Here is a 25,247-nt window from a genome sequence, read left to right on the forward strand (position 1 = left end):
GATTCAGCGCCCAATAAATCCAAATAGTCTACCAACGGCTTTCCTCAGAAATGCCCAAGTCAGCATAAACCTTTCCGAGAGAGGTTTCATTCCCCTGAGAAATGGTGACCAAAAGTAAGGTAAACAGATCGTCATAAATCACTTATACAAAAATCCAGTGATCAATTCATTTGTATATAAAATCAAAATTATTTAATTTTGCATCATTATGATCATGATATAAAAAATATCCCCTTCTTTTACTAGGCAAAAGATGGCGACTGACCGCTTACTTATTTTGAGTTGCCCCTGGTAAGCAAATCACAAAAAACTTATTGGTTTTTCTTAAATTCACCTTTTTCAAAACAAAAATTAAAAGTGGAAGTATGATAAGAGGCAGACGATCGCTATGAACTCATAGTTGAACGCGCTCCATACGCTACAATATACTTAATAGTACAAAATGGCCAGAATTAAAATACACGATACAGCAATAAAACCCGAAACAGCCGTCTTGGTCAGTGTGATCACTCAAGGCGTGACTGAAACAAAAGCAAGGGAATACCTGGAAGAACTTGAATTTCTCGTACAAACAGCCGGCGGAGAGACCAAAGGTATGTTTACGCAGAAGTTAGCTTTTCCGGATAGGGCGACCTTTGTCGGTAGCGGAAAACTTGAAGAGATCAAAGCCTATGTCGAAGCCGAAGAGATCGACATTGTTGTCTTTGACGATGAGTTATCCCCATCCCAACTGCGTAACATCGAGAAAGAACTCCAACGCAAAATCTTGGACCGTTCCAATCTGATCCTGGATATCTTTGCCCGACATGCGAAAACTGCACAGGCAAAAACCCAGGTGGAACTGGCACAATTGCAATACCTACTACCACGACTGACCCGGCTGTGGACCCACTTGGAGCGCCAACGCGGGGGTATCGGTATGCGTGGTCCCGGTGAGTCGCAGATCGAAACCGATAGACGGATTATCTTGGACAAAATTTCGTTGTTCAAGGAAAGACTGAGAACGATCGACAAGCAGAATGAAACCCAGCGCAAAAATCGTGGCGAGATGATCCGCGTAGCTCTGGTAGGTTATACGAACGTTGGTAAATCAACGATCATGAATATGATCTCCAAATCTGATGTATTGATCGAAAACAAACTCTTCGCAACGCTTGACACCACGGTACGTAAGGTCGTTATCGACAACCTTCCGTTCCTGCTGTCCGATACGGTAGGTTTTATTCGCAAATTACCGCATCACCTGGTGGAATGTTTCAAATCTACATTGGATGAAGTCAGAGAAGCAGATGTGCTGATCCACGTGGTGGATATCTCACACCCCAACTTTGAAGACCACATTCAGGCGGTAAATGAAACATTGGAAGATCTGAAAGCTTTAGATAAGCCCGTTATTACAGTGTTCAACAAAATCGATCTGTACAAACCGGCTGTTGAAGAAGGACACGATGGTGAAGAGGTAGAAATTACATTGGACGATTTCCGCAATTCATGGATGGCGAAAAACTCCGATCCGGCGATCTTCCTGTCTGCAACAAACAAGACAAATATCGAAGAGTTCAAACAGACACTTTACGATATTATCGTGAAGATGCATAATGAACGTTATCCATACAACAACCTGTTGTATTAATTTGACAAACATGACGGCGGATCGTTACTGACGATCCGTCTTCTTAAAAAAATAAGCAATGAATAAAGTGGTGCAGTTCCAAGATTGGGGACTTGTAGACTATCAGGAAGCCTGGGACAGACAAGAGTCCATCTTCAAGGGCGTATTAGACGTCAAACATGACAATCGGGTCAATGCGACAACGACAGACACGCCAAACTACCTGATTTTCACAGCCCACCCCCATGTCTATACCTTAGGAAAAAGCGGACACGAAGAATACCTGCTGCTGGATGAAAAAGGCCTGGAAGAAAAAGAAGCGAAGTTCTATAAGATCAACCGTGGCGGTGATATCACCTACCATGGACCTGGTCAGATTGTAGGATATCCGATTCTGGATCTCGACAACTTCTTTACCGATATTCACCTTTATTTAAGAACATTGGAGGAAGCCATCATCCTGACCTGCGCCGATTATGGTGTTCAAGCGGGGAGATATCCAGGGTTTACAGGTGTTTGGATTGAACCGGACAAGCCTACGGCCCGCAAGATCTGCGCGATGGGCGTGCGTGCCTCACGCTGGGTAACCATGCATGGCTTTGCGTTTAACGTCAATACAGACCTGGATTATTTCAGCAATATCATCCCCTGTGGTATCGACGACAAAGACGTGACCTCATTGAAGCGGGAACTTGGTCAAGAAGTCGATATGGATGAAGTGAAGGAAAAACTTCGCGGACACATTGCCAGACTTTTTGAAATGGAAGTAATCTAGCATTAGAAATCATAGAAACGAACAAGGACCTGCTCAACACAGGTCCTTGTTTGGTTATGCTATCCTTAAAAACAGGAAATCCCTGTAGAATACATTTCTTTATTTAGCGCCTTACTCTGGTCGGCTAACAATAATACATACAGTCATAGCTAAACAGTTTACCATCTTTAAACGTGATGATCAGTTGGCCTGCGTCGCCATTTTGAAAACGGTACACATGTGGTTCTTCGACCATATTCGTAGAGATCATATCACCAAAATGATTGATAAAATCCCTTTCAGCGTAATTGGCGTCCATACGCTCATTGCCTATCACTAAGATCTCACCGTCCGTAAAATATAGTTTATAAACCGTTCCGACGATCTTCTTTTTATAATTTTCCTCAAATGCCACAATCATATTCGGGGTTTTATAAAAGTAACGCGGTTCCCAGCCACATTCGGGCATATCCGGTATATCCGATACACGTTGCATCTTCAACTGGTTCATTTGCGCATCCTTGATTTCTCCGTCGACGAGTGCTATCCCTTTCCAGATAAAATGCAAGTTCAGCGCCTTCATTTTCTTTTCATAGGCTTCAAAATCAGGTTTTTTATCCCGTTTACTGGCCAGCAGCAATTCAAAATCAATATCGACTTTCGGATTTTCCACCCCGTAAGCGGTATAAGATTCCTTCCAATAGGAAAAAGCCTGTTTTAAGTTTTTCTCCTCCCGCCAAGCCAGCTCCCGCAATCTTCCTACCTGAACCAGTTCTTCCTCCTGATCCTTACCTTTTACCGCCAAATAATCTTTCAGTACTTTATCGTAGGTCAGGACGGAGCCTAAAAATTTCAATTGAACATATTCAGGATTCTCATGAAAATGATCACCGATATACACCCAACCGTCGGTATATAAAGGGACATAATCAATGCACAGCAACTCATTGAGCGGAGCGCGGCGCACAGCGGTGCTTGTCGTTGAAGGCGATTTACGGACACGTAGTTCGGACACCTGCACATAATAGTGTGGGCACTGATACCCCTCGACACCCCGATAAAAATACTTGGCGGGCTCACCAGCAGATTTTTTCCCGTCCATGAATTTCTTCAGCGGTTGTCGATCGATAAAGCCAATATCACCGTTGCTGACCTGCACCTTATACTGCATATTGGTCGAGTCGAGCAGATAAATCGGTGCTTCGGTACTAAATACCCCCAAAGGATCATTGTTATTTCCGGACTCCCGATAGAGATAGCCCCACTTGGATGTATAAACAGGTCGTTCACCCGCTGGCTGCGCCATGCTTCGGTTCATAAAACAACTGTATAGGATACAGCACAGGAGTAATACTTTTCTAAACATATAGCTTTATTTCTTTAAATAGCGATGCAGATATCCATCAAAGTCGGCTAAATCTGTTGAAACCCATCCCTAAGGGTAGCTCAATATTTTTAGCTTAACAATAGCATCCCTGATACTTAACAAAAATAGGCAAAAAGGAGGCCAAGGAAATCGCTATAATCAGCTATTTTGTAAACGAAGAGCAGATCTGTTCCTATTTCAATAACTAAGTGGCTTTACTAATGAAAAATAGTTTTCACATCTTTGCATCAAGGCATAAGTCTCACAATCCCAATTTTAACAATGAAACATGATGACAACAGCAGTATTTCCATTTGAGCACGTGTCTAGTTCTTCGGAAAGAAAAAAAAATTGCTGTTTTAAAAGCTCTTTGGGTAAAGAATGTCTCCGTTGGAGAAAAGAACTCTCATCGGAACTAACACAGTATCTCGCCCAGCGCTTACTTCCGATTCAGCAGCACAACCTGTCCCTCCAAAGCAGAAATTGTCTTTTCCTGCGCTTTGATTGTCTGCTCAAGTGCGGCGACCAATTGTTTGGAAACTGACGAACCTTCGGAACTTGCAGCAGCAATCTGTGGTTCAGGGCTAACGGTTTCCGCGCTACGCATCATTTTACCTTCACCCATCAATAGCCAAGTAGGACTAATATCTGGATGGCGGGTCAATATTGCAATCATTGCATCCGAACTCAGCGCTGTATTTTTCTGGCCGCCCTTAAAATTGGCATAGGAAAGCCCCACATCTTTAAAAAATTCAGTTTTACTGATGCCCTTTCTTTCAGCGATCAGCAATACGCGTTCTTTTACGTTCACAATTATTCTACTTTTAAGACGCTATTATTTTAAACCAAACCACAAACCAAGTTTTCCGTTTGTATCGGAGTTTATCTTCACAAAAAAAGGCTCACTAGTTCCTGTTGACTCCAAGCGATTGAATAACTTATCCCCATGAAAATAATAATCAATTGCCTTTCTGCCGATGATAATCTATTTATTCCGCAGCGATTCAATCTCGCGCTCCAACGACAATAATAATCGCTCTAATGATATAATTGTCTTTTCCTGAGATTTAATAGTGATATTTTGTGACAAAATTAATTGCTTTAACGCATGAATCTCCCCATTAGTGATTCTTTCCAAATCAGGTGTTAGATACGTCTCTTCATCCTCCTTAGCTAAAACAGGCTTAAGCATTTCTCCTTCCCCCTTTAATAACCATTCCGAGGAATATTCAGGATATTTTTCGACAATACTAATCAGCCATTTAGCCTGAACATCTGTATTATTGCTTAGTGCACGTGTAAATACGCCTCTACTGGCCCCAATAGCCGATTCAAACGCTGTTACACTTAATCCCTCCCTATCAGCAATAACCTTAATTCTCGTTAAAAAAGAACTCATAATCAATAATTATCAATATATAATTTGTTTTATCGAAAATTAGTGCTTAAATTAGCTTTAGCATTGATAATTATAAACACAGTATTTAACCAAAAAACATTCCTAGCATGAAAAATACGCAAAAGAAACTAAAAGCGAAACATTTTCGCTATTTAAGCAAGGAGTATATTGAAGATCCGCTGAAATATCTCGAAGATTTTTTTGTACTTGAGACAGGGATAGACTATTGGCTAAGAGATCTCAATATTCTAATCAACGTCGCCACGAATGCACAATTAAACCCTCCTGTACAAGCCAATAATTATAATGTCAAGCTACTCATAAAACAGGTAGAAATCGCCTATGTGATTTTTAAAAAATGTAATTTAAAAAAGCTGAAAAATCCATTGGATTTTTTTAAATGTGATTCTGATTATTGGAATTACGTTAGAGCAGGAGTCTTTACCAATAATGACATTGAATCCCCTGTCGATAATATAGGTCGCTTTTTTTCATATCAGACATTAAAACAATGGTATGAAACGCTTGATAATCTCTGGGTAAAGATTGGTGATAGCGACGATGAATTTTTGGGCAATAGAGCCAATGATGTGCTTGCCGTTAGAGAATTATTACAAAGATTAGCTATATCTCTGCATAAAATATATGAAAATAAATCACTTCCAGACAGTATAGCAAACAATCAAGAAGATATTGAAAATGAGGAAAGCCAAGGCCAAAAGTCTTCGAAACAGACCAACAGCATAGAGACAAAGGAGGAACCTTCCGATGACGCAGTAGAAAGCGAAATTTCTGAAAATTTGACTATAGAAGCCACAACCTTAGAAAAGATCAATATATCTCCCACTGAAATTGAGAAAAGTCCACATCAGAAAGAGACCATCCAAAAAATCAAAAACATTCTGGGAGGGGAAGATCTGCATGACTGGCAGGCCTTCATTAACAGCTTATATGTGTCAGCAGAAAAAAACTTTAAAAACTGGGACAAGGCGTTCGAAGTATATATTCCAGAGAGTCGGTTTTGGCTATTCACACAATCGATAACACTCCTAGATATCTTATATGAGGAAATCTTTTGGTTTGTTGATAGAAATGCAGAAATGACATTAACTCCACATCAAGAGGTTTCCTTATACTATTTTTTCCGGGATAAAAATAGAACTGGAAATTTCAAAGCTCTCTCACTTCTCGAAACGAGTTATCCAGAGTATTATCTCATTAAAATGCTATTTACCTACTCAATTGTTGATTGGCACGATAACCTTGCAGATCTTATCCACAGAGGATTTATATTGGATAAAGGCACTGTATACTATGGGGAGCTGGATATTCCTGAATTCCTCCTTAACTTCCAAAAACTGATTGAACTATGCTATCTTCTAGCCAATAAAAACGAGATAACATTCACCAAATCGATTGCTTAGGAAATTTGAAAATAAAATTCAACTATCAATTATGAACACCGAACTTACTCCAATCATCGAAGCCATCCTTCGTGCTATTGCTGTCGATGAAATCTATTTATGGCCGTTTGACCATGATGGAAAAAAATATCAAATGCTACAGATTAATCTTTCGTCAAATTCTGCTACCAGATTTGACAAAGCCCGTAGTCTAATCAACAAAGCGATCGGAAACTATCCTAATCTTTACTTCAATGTGCATTTACCTCGCGAGATACAAAAGAAAATCGACCAAGGACTGGGCCGAACCCAACTCATATGCCAAACTGGGAACCGTATTTATCAAAACCCAGCGCAGGAAATACAACTTGTAGTACCTAACGATTCTGCTGAAAAAGTCATTGAGAAAACTGAAGTGTATATAAATAAAGAGAAAACAAAGATCCGTTCTTTTATTGATGGCTATAATTTTTATCTAGAGCACAGAGACCATTCACATGCAGCATTTATGCTCCACCAAGCCATTGAACTATCACTCCGAACAGCAGAAAATCTATTGATAAGTGATGAAAAAAAATCACATTCGCTTAAAGCAAATATCAACTATCTCAAAACATTTGATTCCAAATTAGCAAAATTGGCGGATACAGAAGATAAAAAAAGAGCGCTTAATAAGATTGAGAAAGCTTATTAGAAACAGCATACCAAATTGCTATAAATGCGTTAAATTGGATCTACGATTATTCCAATCTTTTATTCGAAGAAATCAGAGGACAACTTAGCCCAAAACAAATTCAGCACAGGAAGATTGAAAAATTCAAAAATAACATTGCTATTTACAATAAATATCATTGCAACAGCAGTTATCGAGACCTGATTTTAAATATTCTGGAGTTATACTGTACTCCTTCGTTAGTTGCCTGCTTCGGTTATCATTCAGATCAACATAAGTACAATAGTCTGCTCCAAAACAATAAAGAAGAGCAGATAACGCATGTTTACTACCTCTTTATCGCGTATGACAGCCTAAATACAGAACTGACCAACATACAGCAACAGACAATGGATCTGCTGCCGAAAAATGTTTCGCTGACCTTAGTGACGGAAGAAACAGCGCACTTTATCAAAAAACTCTCCAAAGGCCATCCTTTCTTTCTATCGCTGATGAAAGTCGGTGATATATGGTTTCAAAACGCAACGATAGAAAACTTAGCACTAGACAGCATCGCAGTTCCCCAACTCGACTTGGAATATGCGCGCAAACAATGGGATAGTCGCTATAAAAACGCCCGTTGCTTATATATAGCTTATGAAGAAGGCTGGCCTAGTGGTGTCGAAGCGGTATATTACACCCTCTCACAGGCTTTAGAACAAATCTGCCTCGGTGTTATCAATACAATCCTTCAATACAAACCCCAAACCGTTGGGCTCCCTTTTTTAATGAACCTCTGTCGGTTAATCGTTCCCGAAGCACATGCGACCTTTTGTCTGAACAATACTGATCATATTAAACTCTTTAAAGAAATTATCAAAGCCCAACAGCAATTCAGGTATAACGCGAACTATAAAGGGGATCCATTCGCTATTATAAGATTACAGGAGCTTACAAAGTTGTTTATCGAAAGATGTAACGAAGAGATGGAAGATTACTTTGAGAAAATCTCAAGCGCTATTCAGGTCGAGAAAATAGAATAAGAAATAAATACCGATATACGTCAGGCTACTTTCAATCAGTCACTACATCAAAATCCTACCACTCAATTCACTGAAAGTAATGCTTTTCAGTGAACGAACTCACCAAAAAGCATTACTTTTGGTGAATAGCATGATTCTTACCTAATTCGTCGAGCCCTGGAAGCCCACCCGCGACCATCCCAACCTTATATTATCGGATCTCCGCTGGTGCAAAAAACAGACATGTCAAATTATTTGCAGATAGTCGGAAATATTCCGATTATCTTACCAATTTAATACATTTACGTTATGAAAGAACTTCAACTAACCCTTTCCGAACAAGATCAACTGGATGCATTGCTGTTCAGTATGTCTAAATCACCCCAAATAATTAAAGCACGCAAAAAATCACGATTCATGTTTATGCTGCTCATGCTGATACTCGCCATCCCGTTTTTCTACTATGAACGTCAACTTGCTATTTTGATTATCGGAGTGAGCATAATCGCCTTTCTTCTCTTTCCCAAATATCTTGGGATATACTATAAGCGCTATTTCACCAAATATGTCAAAAGCCCTGAATTCCAAAATCGGATCGGCATCCTCCATACAATTACTTTTGAAGACAATTATCTCCAGATCAAAAGCACACAAATGGAGTCCAAATATCAATACGATCAGTTTGAATATATCACCGAAACGGCCTTCGCATTTTTTATCAAACTAAAAATGGCCGATCAACTGTTTTTTCCAAAACAGCAGATCGAAGATACCGCCGAATTTAAAGCTTTCCTGACAGCGCTTAGCCAACGTCTTCATATCACCTATCAGGAGGAGCTGGACTGGAAATGGAAATAATGGCCGAAAGACCTTATATCCACCCATCCACTAAGCCAATGCCCTGATATCCTTGATTTCCAATATATTTTTTACATCGTCCCGCTCCACGGCATGTATCATCGCCCGCCCCACTTCATGTAGTGACAACACTGCCGAAGGGGCAAAGAACTTTATAATCTTGGCAACAAACGAGAATGGATTGGCATGCTTCTGTCCCGCGACGGTCGTCATTCCGCCCGGGCGGAAATTGTATTCTTTCTTAAATGGCAATTTCGCCAGATCATTTTCCGTCTTGCCCTTCACTCTCGCCCACATCACCCGTCCCTGTTCTGTACTATCTGTACTCGCTCCAGACACGTAAATAAAGCTGATTTCGGGATTGATCTTCAACAGCGATTTTGCAAATGCAAACGTCGTATCATAGGTGATATAGCGGTATTTATCCTCTTTCATGCCAACTGAACTGACACCTGCGCAATAAAAACAGGCATCATAGCCGCCGATCTCCGTCTCAACTTCGGAAAGATCCGTGAAATCCTTAACCAAAAGCTCCTTTAACTTTGGATGCTGTATATCAGCAGTACGGCGTGATATGCTCAATACTGCATCTATTTTATCATTTTGAAGACATTCCAATAAAACACCTTCTCCGACCATCCCTGTGGCCCCTGTTATTATTACTTTCATCGCAATTCAACTTATGTACCAAGCCCAAAAGGGCTACAACTACTATTATTTATCCCGATCAATAGAATACCACTGCATTAGCATTATATCATGCGCAGGCGCTCTTCCTCCAGGTCAATCTGATAGAGCTGCGCACGGACAATATCCTCATCAATCTCCGACTCACAGTTCAATTTTTCCAGGTATTCGCGCTGTACGTCCAAAAGCTCAATGAAAATCACTTTCGTGCGTTCATTCATCCACGAATCATCCGCAGCATTGACTTTTTCCTCCCAATGTCGCAAAATCCTTTCCATTGCCTCCCGATTATGTTCTTCTTTCTCATATTTATCCTTGAGAAACTGATAGACATGCTGTTTTAAGCCTTGCTTCATCTGCTGTTTGGCTACCTCTTCGGGTTCCTCTGCAAGAACAGTATCAAAGAGCTTCGTCCGCTTGATCAGATAGGGTAAAGTCAATCCCTGAATCAAAAGGGTTGAGAGAATGACGACAAAGGTGATAAATAGAATCAGATGACGCTGAGGTATCACGGTACCATTCATGACCAAAGGAATGGAAAGCGCAGCTGCCAGGGAAACTACTCCCCGCATCCCCGTCCAGCCAAGTAAAAGTGGCATAAAGAACCGTTGTTTTGAAGACCGCGCCCTAGGCGCCACACTTGGACGAAAGATAAGCGTCGCAATCATCGCAGCGTATGCACTGATCATACGAGCAAAGATAAGGACTGCTGTAATCAAAAGACCATAACCGATTGCCTCCCGCAGTGAAGTGCCATTTGCGCGCAAACCAGCTACAATTTCGGGGAGATCAAGACCGATAATGAAAAATACAATGCCATTCAGGATAAACACAAAACTCTCCCAGACACTCAGCCCCCGCACGCGACTGGTACTGTTCAGAAATTTAAGCCGCTGGTTGGACATCAACAGACTTCCCGCAACGACGGCCAGCACCCCAGAACTGTGAAACTGCTCGGCAATCCAATACATAAAATAGGGTTCGATCAAGGTCAGAGCAATATCCGATGGTGCATCCGTCGGTAAGCGTTTATGTGCCTGAATAAAAAACCAGCCCAAAAAGACACCGATGCCAACCCCACCGACCAACATCCAGATAAACGATACCGCTGCTTCCTGCCATACAAACTGTCCCATACCCACGGCAATCAGGGCAAAACGGACAATAATCAAAGATGAAGCATCATTCAACAGACTCTCCCCTTCCAGGATTGCAGAAGTAGATTTTGGAACTTTCACAAACTTCATGATTGCACCCGTACTGACGGCATCTGGCGGGGAAACAATCCCACCCAGTAGAAAACCCATTGCGAGCGTGAAACCTGGAATATAATGATTGGCAACCACCGCAACGGATAGCGCAGTGAAGAAAACGACCAAAAAGGCAAAACTTCCAATAATACGCCACCATTTCTTCATCTCCTTATACGAAATCGACCATGCAGCCTCACATAATAAGGGGGGAAGGAAAATCAGAAAAATAACATCCGGATCGATCGCAACAACGGGCAAGGTTGGAATAAAGCTGACAATCAAGCCCGCCAAAACCAATAAAATGGGATAAGCAACCCGAAGTTTCGTGGCCAGCATTTCAAGTAGAACGATGGCCGTAATCATGGCAATAAATAGCGGAAACAAGTTATGCATAGGCTGTCATAATTTATTGGTCTTGAGACATTTCATTAACTCTTGTAAAGATCTTAAATGGAAATTAAAAACCATCAACTCCCGGTCATATTTTTTACTTTTTCATCTGTACCCTAGTTTTGCCCGAATTCTGTACCTCAAATTCGGTCTGTACCCTTCTTAAATTAGCAAAAAAGATTTATTGCCATGTCGACTACAACACATCAATCGTATTCCATCAGACAGGTTGATCTCTCTGATCTCTCCCTACTAAAAAAGGCTCAGTCCGAAGTAACCAACAAAAACCTGCAGCACATGCCTTTTCTCTTGCTTGCCCAAAACGAGGAAATAGCAGCTGTTTCTTCTGCTACAGTCTCCGAAAACAACAACCTCACTGTCGAAATTTCGTATCGAACTGAAGTTTCCGAAGACTTATCAATGGTATTTAAGCGCAAAGCGCAGGTTTATTTCGAACAGCAGCTTTTAAATATGTTTGGCGACGAAGAATCGCTAAAAAGGGGAATCCGTCATTTTCATGATTGGGTAAATCCAAAGGGAAACAGTAAATTAGTATAAGTATGGAGCAGCAACAATTGTATAAGAAAATTGCAAACATCGTAGAGAACCAGATCAAAAATGGCTCTTTGACCTACGGTGATCGTCTTCCTTCTGTCCGTAGTGCGCAAAAATTGTATAATGTGAGCTTAAATACGGCAAAGAGCGCCTACATGGAGCTCGAGAGCAGATCTCTGATCGAGTCTCGCCCCAAATCGGGATTTTTTGTCAGCCTGGCCGGTCAACGCCGGATGTCTATACCGTCCATCTCAACATTTAAGATTGACGAAAAGAAGCAAGATCCCGCAGCATTGATTGATAAAGTTTTCCACTCATTGGAGGATAAGGAAATTACGCGATTCTCTTTGGGATTACCCAGCCCTTCTTTGCTCCCCATTCAGAAGCTCAACAAATGTATCCTGGAGACCGTACACGAGCTGCATGATTACGGTGATCATTACGGGCAGGTGCAGGGTAGTCCGACTTTACGTAAAGAGATTGCCAAATGGTCCCTCGTACTAGAAGGAAAAATAAGCGACGAAGACCTGATTATCACTTCGGGTGCCATGAATGCCATTTATAGCTGCCTCCGTGCGGTCACGAAACCCGGCGACACCATTGCCGTGGAAAGCCCCCTCTATTTTGGCATTATCCAGGCGTTTCAGGTGTTGGGTTTAAAGACCATTGAGATACCGACCCACCCCATTACGGGCATTGAACTGGACGCCCTGAAAAAAGTGATCCATAAAATCGATGTCTGCTGTTTTGTTTCCAATTTCAGCAACCCCTTGGGCGCGTTGATGCCCGATGAACATAAAAAAGAACTTGTCAAACTCCTTGCTTTCCATCATATCCCCTTGATCGAAGATGACCTTTATGGAAATATTTATTTCGGTACCTCACGACCCAAACCCTGTAAATACTTTGATGAAGAAGGTTTGGTCATGTGGTGCGGATCTGTAACCAAAGTATTGGCGCCAAGTTTTCGCATCGGATGGGTTGAACCCGGACAATACAAAGACAAAATCCTCAAACAAAAGCTTATCCAGACCATCTCGCAACCGGCCATTTACCAGGAGGCCGTAGCCAAATTTTTGCAGATCGGTCGCTATGACCATCACCTCAATACTTTTAGGAAGAAGTTGTACAGCAATTATATCAATTTTAGAAATAGTATCCAGGCCCATTTTCCCGATAACACCAAAATGTCTCAACCCGAAGGTGGATTTGTACTCTGGTTGGAAATGGATCCAAAAATTGATTCTACCGTACTTTATGATTACGCGCTAAAACAAAAATTGAGCTTTGCTCCAGGCCGAATGTTTACCCAACATGATCAATTTAAAAATTGTATCCGGCTCAACTATGCCGTCGATTGGAACGAAAAGACAGCGAACGACCTGATGCGATTGGGCCGTTTTTTTAAGGCTGTCATCTAATCGGTTAATCCCAGTCAACCTCATCATTATGACTCTGTGAAATAGGTGGTGGCAGTTTATCGGATTTTTCCTCCGGGAATATAGTATGCTTACCTCCACGGATCAGGATCACATCGAAAATTTCACCAGTCATCAGGGTACTACTATTGGACATAAATTCGTCACACCCATCAGGGCTCGTCAGCCAGCACCTTACTGTGCCCAGACATAAAATGACGGCATCTTTGCAATCCTCCAATGTGAAAGTAATGCCACGGTCCACTTTGTGATCTTCTTTTCTTAGCTCCAAGGCTTTGCTAGAATGGTAAAATATAGTATTACGATCATCCAGTTGAATCACCACACAATATATTTTTATGTCTATTTTACGAAGCTTTTCATGGATTAAATTAAATTTACGGAGACCTACCAAATGGAGCTGAACCCGAACTTGTTGCTGGGCTTCATCAAAATGTGCGACTGGGTGATTCATAAAGAAATTGTTCCAGCTGACCCGTTTGGAGTACCGGAAACCTTTCAAGGGGAGTACTGATCCATATCCGAGCCGTAAGCTCCCGAGATCATGCACCCGGTCATTACGTACAGCTTCATATAGTGCATTTTGCAATCGTATATAGGTACTGCGTTCACAGGCACGAGGTTGAATGGATTTTAGAATCTGATACAAACGACTGGTTAAGCCACTGTTATAGGTAAAATCAAGTCCAGCTAAACGACTATTTTCACTCAGCTCGTATGATACCCCCTGCTTTCCTCCTATATTGCGGTTACCAGAAGATTTACTCATTTCATTAAGTTAAATTGGTGTACTTTAAAAATACAATAATCGTATGAATTAAACAACAGCTCGTCCAACAACACATAAGGCCATGATCGCTAAGGTGCACAAAGTCCCTTCAACTCCCTTTAAGTCCCCTTAAGTCCGTTCAAATGCCAACAATGTTCGAGTAGGCTCCGCACATACTTCGTACCAACTTCGGGATTTCTTCGGGGCTGGTTCGACATCTGGTCGCTTACGCTTCGGTCATCCATCGACAACAAGGCAAACAACAGCCGAAGAACAGTCAAACCAACCCCAACGCTGTCCAGAAGCAGTAGCAATGCACACCCGAAGGATCCTCGAACAACTATCGAACAAGGAGTAACAAATCAGCGAAAACGCTCTAACCCTCCAGTACCGTATCTCCTCACAGATTGTATAAAGCGAAAAGTACTTTACAGGTGATTTAGCTGTATCTTATATATGCCAAGAGGCTGCTTGGATAAAGCAGCCCCTTGGCATATATTTTATAATACGTAATGTAGACGTACCCAACGACAAACATTACATGACTTGGAATTATATGTTTGCCCAAAGAATTTTTGCTTTCAGGTGCGAAATATTAGCCTATAAAACGTCAAAAGAGGCTTTAAAAAATCCCAAAAATGATGAAGGCGTCCCAAACGACGCCTTCTAATTACTGAATTTTTTGAAAGAATTTTTTTGTCTTATAGAAGGCCAGTAATCCGATGATACCAATCATCAACCAAAGAAAATCGACAATAAATAAATCGCGTTGGCCGTCAACAAATGTTTTCCAAAGCCAATTATGTGTTACCAAACCATTGGCTATCGGGACGATAAATGCAAGGATACTTCCGACCAATAGCGTTTCGCGGTTTGTTCTTCTTATACTGCGACGAATGATATAGTAAAGTGACAGCACCAACCATGCGTAAAAATAGACCCGATAAATAAAGTCCTGATCAACTTTAGGACTGACCTTGATCGCAATAAATGTAATCGCTGTAACCGGGAGCATCGTCAAGCATATCGCGGTAAAGACATTAGCTGCCCAAAAGTTGAATTTGCGTTTTCTTGGAATGACATTGTTTTTATCCCGCGCAACCAACCAGATCAGAATTCCTGAAATAATAACCAGACAGCCCATTACTCCTAAGATAAAATAGACCATTTTGAGCGGGTACCCACCATAGTCACCATAATGCAAACGGTAAATAATGCTTCGGACATAGTCCCCATAGCTCGCTCCTGTTAAAGGTGATTTCTCTTCTAAAATTTTATTATCCGCCACCTTCACGGTCAATATTCCAGATCCGGCAAAGCTGTTGTTAAAATGTGGTTCGAGTTCCATGATAACATGCATATTTGAATCCGCATAGTTTTTTACGACAATACGCAGGAACTCGCTTTCTGGCCACTTTGTCTTTGCCATATCCAAGAAAGGAGCGATTTTCACATCCCTGTTCAAGGATTTATAGCTATACGCATAATCTTCATTAGCTGAAACACCAATATCCTGATACATTTTCTGCTGATCACCATCGTACAGCAATTTGCTGAAAGGTAGTGCCAAAACTGAGTTAACAATCAGAAATGTACCTGTAACGGCAAAAATAAATTGAAAAGGAAATCCAATCACCCCGAGGGCAGTATGCATATCTGTCCAGACAGTCTTCCACTTGCTGAATGGCCTAAAAACAAAAAAGTTCGATACTAATTTGTCCCAATGCAATAACAAACCTGTTATCAATGCAAATAAAAAGATAAAGGCTGTAATTCCTGCAACGAGATATCCAAATGGCGCTATTCCTACGCTAATGGGGACTTGATTGAGTTGGGCCAGAAAATGTAAGCGGAATAAAAACTCGCCCATATCATAGTTCTGCGCATAGTCTCCTACTTTTTGATTGACAAAATTATAGGTAAAATTTTTCGAGTCATCATCTCCACCTCTCCGTCTCCGGCCTTTCTTTTTTTCAGCTTTCTGTTTAGGCGTTATCTTGGATAGATTTTCCTTATTGAGTATCGTGTCGTTTGACGCTGTGTACCCCACATAAGCAGAAGTCCCCTCCCTATGCATATAGAAGTTGATATCACGCCCATGTAGGTTGGCTTCTCCCTTTAGAGAATCCAAAAGTTTGTCAAAGCTTTGATGGTTTTCCTTGTATGTTTTGTACGACGCATTATTTTGCCAAGCCGCAATCTCATTTCTAAAAAATGCAAAGGAACCTGCAAAAAATATCACGTACAGAAGCGCACAGATAATAATGCCACTGATGGTATGGGTATTAAAATAGATATTGTAATTTCTGTTGTTCATGATTGATTACATCTTTAACAAATAAGGCAACGAAAAAACCGCAGCCAAGAGTAAATAAATTCCCCATATTTTCCATCCGCTTTTGGAAAGAAAAGCCAGAAGCATCAGGACTGCCCAAAGTAGATAACCTGTGAATCCGGCAGTCATAACAACATCTTTTTTCTCAAAAAGGTTAGTCAACAATACATGAAAAGAGAGCATCACAACATAACCGCCGATAAATCCGGCCGTAATCTTCAGGAATCGTTGCAAGGGCGAACTCAGGTATTTTTTATTTGCTGGCATAAGGAATCAATTAGGATATCAAAAATTCAACACAGAGACTGGCTGCATACAATCCGAGAACTTGGTACCCTGTCAAATAACGGTAAGGGTTCAGTAAAACGACAAGACTCATCATACACATGACATAGGCAAAAAAAGCAAAGAATCCTGCACCAAGCCCCTGCAGATAGAGGATAACCCCAAATGGTAGCAGGAGCATTACAATGCTCAAGATACGCACAGACTGAGTCTGTGCGCAAAGCTTTTTCAACCACTCGGGTCTATGATGAAACTTCACCTTTTTACTGCTGTTATAAAAAAGGTAAGCGCCAATAAGTATGATTATTAAAAGTGTGCTATACATCGCATAAATGATTTATATAGAATCGCTTGATTAAAACTTGTAAGTTATACCCATACGGAAATTACGTCTTGCTTCAACGATGTACGAATAATAATTTACACTTCCGGCTATTTTTGCATTAGCAGCACCTGTCGAACCGGCTGTTAACAACTTACGGTTATCTAGCAGATTGTTAACCATAAGGGAGATATTATATTTACCTTTTTGATAACTGATACCACCATCAGTACGTAGATAGTTCTTAAAATTACTTTCTTTTGTCGTTCCTACGGCACGGTCAAACATCCCTTGAACACTTCCAACAAAACCTACACCTTTTAGCACACCTTGTTGTAACCGATAGGATAACCAGGCATTTGCCGTATGTTTTGCCGTATTGGGTGTAATATTCCCAACATTTTCTTCTTTCGTATCCTTTGATATTTTGGAATCTGTCAACGCATAATTGGCATTGACATTTAACCCTCTTAAAATTTCTCCTGTGATATCAAACTCAATACCTTTAGATCTTGTTTCGCCTAACTGTGTCTGAAAAGATACCCCATTAACAACATGGCTCGGATCAGGATCGGCAACCAAAGCATTCTTACGTGCAATAGTATAAGCACTAAGCGTAGAAATCCATTTTCCTCCCATCCATTCTTTTTTCACTCCCGCCTCTAAATCAACACCTCTTACCGGCTTAAAAGCATTACCTTCCCAATCCGTACCAGCTACAGGAACAAAAGACTGGTCAAATAATCCGTATATACTTGTGGATTTGTCAATGGAATAGCTTAATCCAACACGAGGAGTAAATGCTTTATCTGTTCTATCCGAAACAGCCGTCTTTCCAACAACTTCATTAATTGTATAGCGCAGGCCTAAAGATAATCTCAATTTTTCTTCCAAAAATGCCATTTCATCGTGTGCATAAAAAGAAATATAGTTTGTTGAGGTAACGTAATTACTGCCTCCAGCGCGTACTTTCACACTTTTAGAACGATCTACTGTCGGAAGCAAATTTCCAGGTATACCATAAACAGGATTATATACATTCAATGGAGTCCAAGGGATCGGCGCAAATCCAGTACTATCTTTAGGCATTAGATCTCTGAAATCACCCCAAAACTTTTTATTTCCATAATCAGCACCAACCAAAATTCGGTGACGGACACTTCCAGTATACTCCTCGCCATTTAAAGAGATCTGACCAAAACGATTTTCGCCATGCTCGTCAGCTATTGAATAAGTTCGGGGCATATCTCCCTTTGCTGTCATATAGGTAAGCCAAGTACTTGTCGCCTTCATATCGAAGTTAAAGTAGGCCATCTGCGCGTGTAATTTCCATCGATCATTCAGTTTGCGGTCTAAATAGATGTACGCACTGTGATCCCTTAGCTTACCCGGCTCCATAGAAGGATCACCATAGAAAAAATCATTGGAAATATCTGAATCAGCAAATCCTTTTGGCGAAAAAGTATAGTTACCATTAGCCAAATAAGTTGACCCTTGATAAGTATATTCGAATGTCAAATTAGTTAATGAATCCAATTTGTAAGTTACCACTGGCGCAATCACTACACGATTACTATAGTTGTATTTTGTAAAATAGTCCTTTTGCTGTGCAGCCATATTTAAGCGGTACAACAATTTACCATCTTTACTCAACTTGCCATCAAAATCAACCGCGGCACGGTATGTACTAAAGCTCCCCATATTGAATGTCGCCGAGCCTTTCGTATTTCCTGTCGGTTTTTTGGTCACAACATTATAGAATCCCCCCGGTTCACCATTGGCCAACATAAAGCCAGCTGGGCCTTTTACAAATTCAATACGCTCAATCATAGATGCGTCCTCAGCCGTGGGTCCCCATGATGCTTCGATATTCATGCCGTTACGAAATGCCGGGATCTTGGATCCACGCATACGAATATTGGCGTATTGATTGTCCCAGTGTCCTTGACGTGTTGCACCACTGATATTGCGTGTAATACCATCGACAATGTCAAAAACCTGCTGATCAGCCATGAGGTCAGATGAAATAACCTGAATATTTTGGGGTAACTCCAAGATCGGTGTTTTAAGACGCAATGACCCGGATATACTATCAAACTTATAATGCTCATAGTACTTACCGTACACGGCCACTTCATCGATTGACTCGGATTCGTCTTTCATAATGATGGGCCCTAAATGTGTTTCTTCGTCTTTTACGGTTACCTCCATGGAATGTTTACCATAGCCGAAAGCTTTGATTTCCAAGCGGTAAGTCTTGGCAGAAAGTCTATCAAAGATAAAGCGACCATCACTATCGGTACTGGTAGTCACCCCTGTATTCGATAGTTTAATCGTTGCACCCGAAATAGGTTCGGATTTTTCATTGACAAGGATACCGTCAATCTTCAATTTGCTCTGCGCTTGCGCTACAGAAAAAATTGAGCTGATCATCGGAATAGCTAGAAAGGATAAAGTTTTATTCATGAGTATTTCACTGGTAGATATGTAATAAAGAATGGATTCATTTTGAATATGGGATTTAAAATGAATCCATCTAATTTGTAGGTATCAATTTTTATTTTACTGCAAAAAAGGTTGTACTTCCCTGCCAAGACGATACATAGGGTTTTCCCTCATGCTCGCCTGCTTTTTCGACAAATGTACTTGCTTCGAGTACATAAGCACCAGCCCAAAGAGCATCGAACGTAACAACACCGTTGGCATCAGCTACAAATTCTTTTCCCCAACCTGTGGACGAGAAAACAGATACCTTGGCATTTGGAACAACTTTTCCTTCGCTGGTTATCTTAGCCTGTAAGCTAGTGCCTTTTTTTGCATTTGCTGAATTGAGCAACTCAACCTGTAACGGATTTTTTAATGCGCTATAATCCAATTTGCTTGATTTGCCAACAACAACGGGCATTAGTGAGGAAAACTCATATTTTGTCTGGCCACCTAGATCTTTCGGTGCCTTTACGATCGATAAAAAGTAAGTTCCTTGCTCAGTTGGTTGGAATGAACCGCTGAAATGATCTCCTTTATTGGTCAATTGTACTTTAACAGGGGCTTTTCCTGGAACATACAATAACAAGGTAAAATCCTTTACATCAGAATACCATTTTTCAATTTGATCTCTTTCATTGGTAACATATTCACCATAATAGACTTTTACTTCATGAGACTGATTGACTGTACCATGAGGAGCGGATTCTATCCAAAGTGCGTGAGCGAAACTGCTGTTACAGTAAAACAATACTGTAAGGAATGTAAAGAGCGAAGTTAAAATTTTCATAATATGTTGATTGATGCGTATAGTTTTTCAACTTATTATGGAGGATCTTACAGCCAAAAAAACGGTTAACGAATAAAACCGCAAATTTCATTATCTTGCAAGTTCTTCCATATCCTATATCGGAAGCAACTGGAGCAGCGCGCTGCTTCAGTCGGCTAAAGGCAGTTGCCGCTGTCTTTAGCTTTTTCACCATGTGATAGATTGCCGTCTATTGCATGGTGTTTTTGTCTTTAACCAGACCAGCAAATTCTTATTGAATAATTTAGACTGATTAAAAACAAAGCAAATATAAAAGGAATTATTTGGATATCAACTATATTTTAATTTTTTTACTTATGGAGTTATCTTTGATTTTTTTAAAAAATCCCCCTGTAAAACAACAACTTACAAGATATTGATCAATAAAATCAGCTGGCCCGTTTCTTTAAGTCGCGCCAATAGGGGGCCCATAGCGGATTGATATCAGCAAAAAAGGTAGAGTAATCGTTGACTTTATTAGGAGTGACGGTCGCTCTATTAGAAGCAGTACTTAGCTTAACTATCCAAGACAGGCCGTCGGCGATGAAACCGCCTGTTTATGTAGCAGCATTCATATCGGATCAGTATCAGCAATAAAAGTGAAATGGTCGTTGACTTTATTAGGAGTGACGGTCGCTTTATTAGAAGCAGTACTTAGCTTAACTATCCAAGACAGGCCGTCGGCGATGAAACCGCCTGTTTATTTAAGATATGGGTAATGTCAAACAATTCCGTTTCCTGATAGCGTGTAGCCACATGAAGTTTGATATGCTCACAATGGGGCTCAAATGTCGTATGAACAAGATCGACCGTATTATTTTCACCGGAGAGGTGTGTTAAGATCAGATGCTTGAGACGATCGGTTTTATATTGATTGAATAGTTCAACCGCAACACGATTGGAAAGATGCCCCCATCCGCTGCTAATCCTATTCTTCAAAAAATAAGAATATCTTCCAGTATGCAACATATCTTCATCGTAATTGGATTCCAGCAAGAGAATATCCGAATGTTGGATCACATGTTGCACATTTTCGCAGGGCCGTCCAATATCGGTCAGCACACCGATATTATGAACTCCATCAGAGACAAGGAAACTACAGGGTTCTTTTGCATCATGATATTTGGGGATCCCATAAATTTTAAGTCCTCCTATTTCAACTTCCTCATTGGGCGCAATGATATTGACCAGGTGGGAAGGTAAATGTAGTCTGGATCCTTCATAACTTCCCTTCGTGATATACACGGGTAGATTGTATTTTTTTGCAAAAACCGACAATCCGCGGATATGATCGGAGTGTTCGTGCGTAATGAAAATTGCTTTAATCTGGGTCGGAATAATCCCAAGATTATACATCCGAAGATGAATATGTTTACTGTTGATACCAGCATCAATTAAGATAGCCGAATCATCTTTGGCTATATAATAACAGTTTCCATTACTCCCGGAGGCGATTGCACAATATTTCATTCGCGTATACTAATTATGAGTATATATGTTCTACAACAGCAAAGATACAAAAAACAAGAAAAATCAGTTTAACCTTAACATTCCGGCAAACTCAATGGGATATTGACCGCCAAGCCGCCATCTGCAGTTTCTTTATATTTGGCGTTCATATCCAAAGCGGTCTCCCACATGGTTTTGACCACTGTATCCAAGCTTACTTTGGCTTTGTCGGGATTTGACTGTAAAGCCAGCTGCGCTGCTGTAATTGCTTTTATCGCCCCCATGGTATTGCGTTCGATACAAGGGATCTGTACCAGTCCTCCGATAGGATCGCAGGTTAATCCGAGGTGATGTTCCATTGCGATCTCCGCAGCCATCAGCACCTGGCGTTGTGATCCACCCAGCACCTCCGTCAGCGCACCGGCAGCCATTGCTGAGGATACCCCAATTTCTGCCTGACAACCACCCATGGCGGCTGAAATAGTCGCATTCTTTTTAAAGATGGATCCGATCTCCGAAGCTGTTAGGATAAACTGCACAATTTTATTTTCTCGCATACCGTCATGGAAAGTAATATAATACTGTAAAACCGCTGGTATTACCCCCGAAGCGCCATTGGTAGGAGCAGTAACAACACGTCCAAACGATGCATTTTCTTCATTGACAGCAAGCGCAAAACAGCTTACCCAGTCTAGGATATATTGAAAATTCTGTCCACCTTCACGAATTGCAGTTATCCATGATTCATAATCTTGGTAGCTACGCCCCTGCATCAATTTTTTATTTAATTTCGCAGCCCTCCGTTCTACATTCAAGCCTCCGGGCAGTGTACCACCAGTGTGACAGCCACGATAGATACATTCATAAATCGTCTTATAGATATTCAGGACACCAGCAACAGTTTCACTTTCCTCCCGCCATGCACACTCATTTTCAAGAACAAGTTCTGATATTTTCAAGCCTGTTTTCATCGTCCAGTGCAGTAGCTCCTGTGCGGTATCCACTGGAAAAGGAAGATCTACTTCGGATAATACACTCTCGGTATCATTTTCCTGAACGACAAATCCACCACCGATTGAATAATAGGTTTCGGTAATGGCCTTACCACTCGATAGGAAAGCCTGAAAAGTAACGGCATTTGGATGGAAGGGCAAACTCTCCGTGTACAAAAACAGAAGGTCTTCCTGATAGGAGAATGGAATCGTGCGCTCAGCTGCAACTACCAGTTCTCCTACCGCTTTGATGTGCGCCACCTTTGGTGTCACCTGATCTACATCAAAGGTAACCGGATCATCGCCACTCAGTCCAAGCAGAACAGCGATATCTGTACCGTGTCCAGCACCGGTCTTGGCTAAAGATCCATAAAGCAAAATCTTGACCTGATCGACCTCATTCAATACACCTTTTGTCTTGAGGACATGGGTAAATTGCTGGGCTGCACGCCAAGGACCTAAGGTATGCGAACTGGATGGTCCGATACCTATCTTAAACATATCAAAAACGGATATTTGTTCTTTGCTCATAATCTTTATTGTTGCGGTTAGCTCGCTTTGCATAGCTTTTGTGAAAACCGCATCTAAATTAGCACAAATAAGTGTACAATGTTACCTGTATTTGCATTATTATCAATTTGAAAACCAAGCTGACATTCTTTTAACAAGTATCCAACAAACATCTTACATTTTTTAGGGAAAAAGTAAGAAATGCTTCCCTATCTTTGTTGGCTACAATTTATAGAATGACGGGAAAAACATATTTATATTCTTTTTTTGCCTTTTTTATCTGTTTATTTTCGATCAGAACATATTCCCAACAAATACCTAAGCGAGAGTTTCGTGGTGTATGGGTTGCAACCATAGGTAATATAGACTGGCCTTCGGTCAGAGCCGGCAATAATGTTGCCCAGCAAAAGCAGGAATTTATAGACCTCCTCGACCAGCACCGTAGTGCGGGTTTAAATGCAATCATTCTACAGGTACGGCCTGCAGCAGATGCTTTTTATGGTAAAGGTCGTGAACCTTGGAGCAGATACCTGACAGGAAAACAGGGTCAGGCCCCATCCCCATTTTATGATCCTTTAGAATTTGCCATTGAGGAAGCACATAAAAGAGGCATGGAACTGCATGCCTGGTTCAACCCCTATCGGGCCTCGACCACATTGAATCCCGCACATTTCTCAGAGGACCATATCACCAAACGTCACCCCGAATGGTTCTTTACATACGCAGGAAAAAAGCTTTTCAACCCGGGACTGCCCGATGTCCGTAAATATATCATCGATGTCATTATGGATGTTGTCAAGAATTACGATGTGGATGGCATTCATTTTGACGATTATTTTTACCCTTATCCCGATAGCCGGAGTACATCCGTCCCGGATCAGCTGACTTTTGCCCAGTATAATAATGGCATCGAAAATATTGAAGACTGGCGACGCAATAATGTGAACATGCTCGTGCGCGACCTCGGCATTGCCATAAAAAAAATAAAACCTCATGTTAAATATGGGATCAGTCCATGTGGTGTATGGGATAATAAGGAAAACAATAGTATTGGTTCGGAAACACGTGGGCTAAGTGCGTATCGGGAGCTCTATGCGGATGGTGTAAAATGGATGCAGGAAGGCTGGATCGACTATATCAATCCACAAATCTACTTTCCATTTAAAAACCGCGCAGCGGCGTATGAGGTTCTGGTATCCTGGTGGCAACGACATACCTATGGTCGGCATTTTTATGTAGGTCATGGAGCCTACCGGGTAACAGAAAATAAGACCGGATGGACCGACAAAAGTCAGATCCCCCGACAGGTACGCCACCTACGCGAAGAACATGATGTGGAAGGAAGTATATATTTCAGTTCCAAATCGCTCATGGACAACTTGGCTGGACTACAAGACTCCATGCGAAATGACTTGTATCGTACCCCTGCTTTACCCCCGACAATGCCTTGGCTGGACAGCATCCCACCAAACGCTCCTTTCGGATTGCTGGTAAAATCATCCGCTAACGGAAAAATGAATACACTTTTTTGGCAGAAACCGGATGTAGCCAGCGATGGTCAATCAGCCTATGGCTATGTCGTCTATCGATTTGTCGTAGGTGAGCGGGTCAATATCAAAGATCCTAGCAAAATTATCTTTATCACATTCGATGCCGATAAACTCCAATATACGGATGATGACATCAAACAGAATCAACGTTATAAATATGTCGTCACCGCAATAGACCGGATGAAAAATGAAAGTCGTCCTTCTGACAGTCGGGAAGAAAATGAGGAGACCTAATCTTCGTAAGAACGATTAGCATTGACAAAAAATAAGAAGAGCCCTCCCGGATAGCTGTGCTGATGACAACAGCACAGCTATCCGGGAGGGCTCTTTTATTGGTGTGATTTTATAGCGAC

The 25,247-nt window shown here is 41.2% G+C and carries 22 protein-coding genes; 9 read left to right on the forward strand and 13 right to left on the reverse strand.

Going from position 1 to position 25,247, the window contains the following annotated elements; genetic code table 11:
- Positions 1-442: 442 nt before the first annotated feature.
- Together hflX and lipB are read left to right on the forward strand one after the other, a co-directional pair.
- Complete coding sequence (hflX, locus tag AC07UV_RS18440) at positions 443-1,633, forward strand: GTPase HflX (RefSeq protein WP_282251795.1); 1,191 nt, start codon at positions 443-445, stop codon at positions 1,631-1,633.
- Positions 1,634-1,691: 58 nt separating this feature from the next.
- Positions 1,692-2,387 carry a lipoyl(octanoyl) transferase LipB gene (gene lipB / locus AC07UV_RS18445; protein WP_495184808.1) on the forward strand — a complete coding sequence of 232 codons (696 nt, stop codon included), beginning with the start codon at positions 1,692-1,694 and terminating at the stop codon, positions 2,385-2,387.
- A 124-nt stretch (positions 2,388-2,511) separates the two neighbouring features.
- On the opposite strand, the gene AC07UV_RS18450 is transcribed toward lipB, so the two are convergent.
- The 3 genes from AC07UV_RS18450 to AC07UV_RS18460 all read right to left on the reverse strand — a co-directional run bounded on the left by AC07UV_RS18450 (position 2,512) and on the right by AC07UV_RS18460 (position 5,131).
- Positions 2,512-3,684: an SH3 domain-containing protein gene (locus AC07UV_RS18450; RefSeq protein WP_495184809.1), complete on the reverse strand. Its 1,173-nt coding sequence runs from the start codon at positions 3,682-3,684 to the stop codon at positions 2,512-2,514.
- Positions 3,685-4,171: 487 nt separating this feature from the next.
- Positions 4,172-4,543 (reverse strand): hypothetical protein, encoded by a 372-nt coding sequence (locus tag AC07UV_RS18455; protein WP_495184810.1) that lies wholly within the window; start codon positions 4,541-4,543, stop codon positions 4,172-4,174.
- A gap of 174 nt (positions 4,544-4,717) precedes the next feature.
- Positions 4,718-5,131: a hypothetical protein gene (locus AC07UV_RS18460; RefSeq protein ID WP_495184811.1), complete on the reverse strand. Its 414-nt coding sequence runs from the start codon at positions 5,129-5,131 to the stop codon at positions 4,718-4,720.
- A gap of 107 nt (positions 5,132-5,238) precedes the next feature.
- On the opposite strand from AC07UV_RS18460, the gene AC07UV_RS18465 reads away from it, so the two are divergent.
- From AC07UV_RS18465 to AC07UV_RS18480, 4 genes are all read left to right on the forward strand, one after another.
- Positions 5,239-6,555, forward strand: a complete 1,317-nt coding sequence (locus AC07UV_RS18465) for a hypothetical protein (protein WP_495184812.1) — start codon at positions 5,239-5,241, stop codon at positions 6,553-6,555.
- Between the two features lie 31 nt (positions 6,556-6,586).
- Positions 6,587-7,228, forward strand: a complete 642-nt coding sequence (locus tag AC07UV_RS18470) for a HEPN domain-containing protein (protein ID WP_495184813.1) — start codon at positions 6,587-6,589, stop codon at positions 7,226-7,228.
- Positions 7,229-7,596: 368 nt separating this feature from the next.
- Complete coding sequence (locus tag AC07UV_RS18475) at positions 7,597-8,229, forward strand: hypothetical protein (protein ID WP_495184814.1); 633 nt, start codon at positions 7,597-7,599, stop codon at positions 8,227-8,229.
- A 288-nt stretch (positions 8,230-8,517) separates the two neighbouring features.
- A complete protein-coding gene (locus AC07UV_RS18480) occupies positions 8,518-9,066 on the forward strand; it encodes a YcxB family protein (protein WP_495184815.1) in 549 nt (182 codons plus the stop codon).
- A gap of 30 nt (positions 9,067-9,096) precedes the next feature.
- Here AC07UV_RS18480 and AC07UV_RS18485 read toward each other — a convergent pair whose 3' ends face one another.
- Both AC07UV_RS18485 and AC07UV_RS18490 read right to left on the reverse strand, forming a co-directional pair.
- Positions 9,097-9,735: an NAD-dependent epimerase/dehydratase family protein gene (locus AC07UV_RS18485; protein WP_282251783.1), complete on the reverse strand. Its 639-nt coding sequence runs from the start codon at positions 9,733-9,735 to the stop codon at positions 9,097-9,099.
- Between the two features lie 83 nt (positions 9,736-9,818).
- Entirely contained in the window at positions 9,819-11,399 is a 1,581-nt protein-coding gene (locus AC07UV_RS18490) for a Na+/H+ antiporter (protein ID WP_495184816.1), read from the reverse strand.
- A gap of 186 nt (positions 11,400-11,585) precedes the next feature.
- On the opposite strand from AC07UV_RS18490, the gene AC07UV_RS18495 reads away from it, so the two are divergent.
- Positions 11,586-11,954, forward strand: coding sequence for a hypothetical protein (locus AC07UV_RS18495; RefSeq protein WP_104383637.1), 369 nt, complete (start codon positions 11,586-11,588; stop codon positions 11,952-11,954).
- A 2-nt stretch (positions 11,955-11,956) separates the two neighbouring features.
- Positions 11,957-13,372: an aminotransferase-like domain-containing protein gene (locus AC07UV_RS18500; protein WP_495184817.1), complete on the forward strand. Its 1,416-nt coding sequence runs from the start codon at positions 11,957-11,959 to the stop codon at positions 13,370-13,372.
- Between the two features lie 4 nt (positions 13,373-13,376).
- On the opposite strand, the gene AC07UV_RS18505 is transcribed toward AC07UV_RS18500, so the two are convergent.
- From AC07UV_RS18505 to AC07UV_RS18540, 8 genes are all read right to left on the reverse strand, one after another.
- Complete coding sequence (locus AC07UV_RS18505) at positions 13,377-14,159, reverse strand: hypothetical protein (protein WP_495184818.1); 783 nt, start codon at positions 14,157-14,159, stop codon at positions 13,377-13,379.
- Positions 14,160-14,829: 670 nt separating this feature from the next.
- Positions 14,830-16,476: a PepSY-associated TM helix domain-containing protein gene (locus AC07UV_RS18510; protein WP_495184819.1), complete on the reverse strand. Its 1,647-nt coding sequence runs from the start codon at positions 16,474-16,476 to the stop codon at positions 14,830-14,832.
- Between the two features lie 6 nt (positions 16,477-16,482).
- On the reverse strand, positions 16,483-16,761 hold the full coding sequence (locus tag AC07UV_RS18515) for a hypothetical protein (RefSeq protein WP_223581510.1): 279 nt from the start codon (positions 16,759-16,761) through the stop codon (positions 16,483-16,485).
- 10 nt (positions 16,762-16,771) lie between these two features.
- On the reverse strand, positions 16,772-17,038 hold the full coding sequence (locus AC07UV_RS18520; protein WP_495184820.1) for a hypothetical protein: 267 nt from the start codon (positions 17,036-17,038) through the stop codon (positions 16,772-16,774).
- 96 nt (positions 17,039-17,134) lie between these two features.
- Positions 17,135-19,567, reverse strand: a complete 2,433-nt coding sequence (locus AC07UV_RS18525) for a TonB-dependent siderophore receptor (protein WP_495184821.1) — start codon at positions 19,565-19,567, stop codon at positions 17,135-17,137.
- A 91-nt stretch (positions 19,568-19,658) separates the two neighbouring features.
- The gene (locus AC07UV_RS18530; protein ID WP_495184822.1) at positions 19,659-20,375 is read right to left on the reverse strand and encodes a DUF4198 domain-containing protein; all 717 of its coding nucleotides are present in this window, start codon (positions 20,373-20,375) and stop codon (positions 19,659-19,661) included.
- A gap of 681 nt (positions 20,376-21,056) precedes the next feature.
- On the reverse strand, positions 21,057-21,863 hold the full coding sequence (locus tag AC07UV_RS18535; protein WP_282251768.1) for an MBL fold metallo-hydrolase: 807 nt from the start codon (positions 21,861-21,863) through the stop codon (positions 21,057-21,059).
- 74 nt (positions 21,864-21,937) lie between these two features.
- Complete coding sequence (locus AC07UV_RS18540; RefSeq protein WP_495184823.1) at positions 21,938-23,365, reverse strand: L-serine ammonia-lyase; 1,428 nt, start codon at positions 23,363-23,365, stop codon at positions 21,938-21,940.
- Between the two features lie 215 nt (positions 23,366-23,580).
- Here AC07UV_RS18540 and AC07UV_RS18545 point away from each other — a divergent pair, with 215 nt between their 5' ends.
- Positions 23,581-25,128, forward strand: a complete 1,548-nt coding sequence (locus tag AC07UV_RS18545; protein ID WP_495184824.1) for a glycoside hydrolase family 10-like protein — start codon at positions 23,581-23,583, stop codon at positions 25,126-25,128.
- The last annotated feature ends 119 nt before the right edge of the window (positions 25,129-25,247 follow it).

The sequence above is a fragment of the Sphingobacterium sp. GW821-FHT03E03 genome (assembly GCF_059420745.1).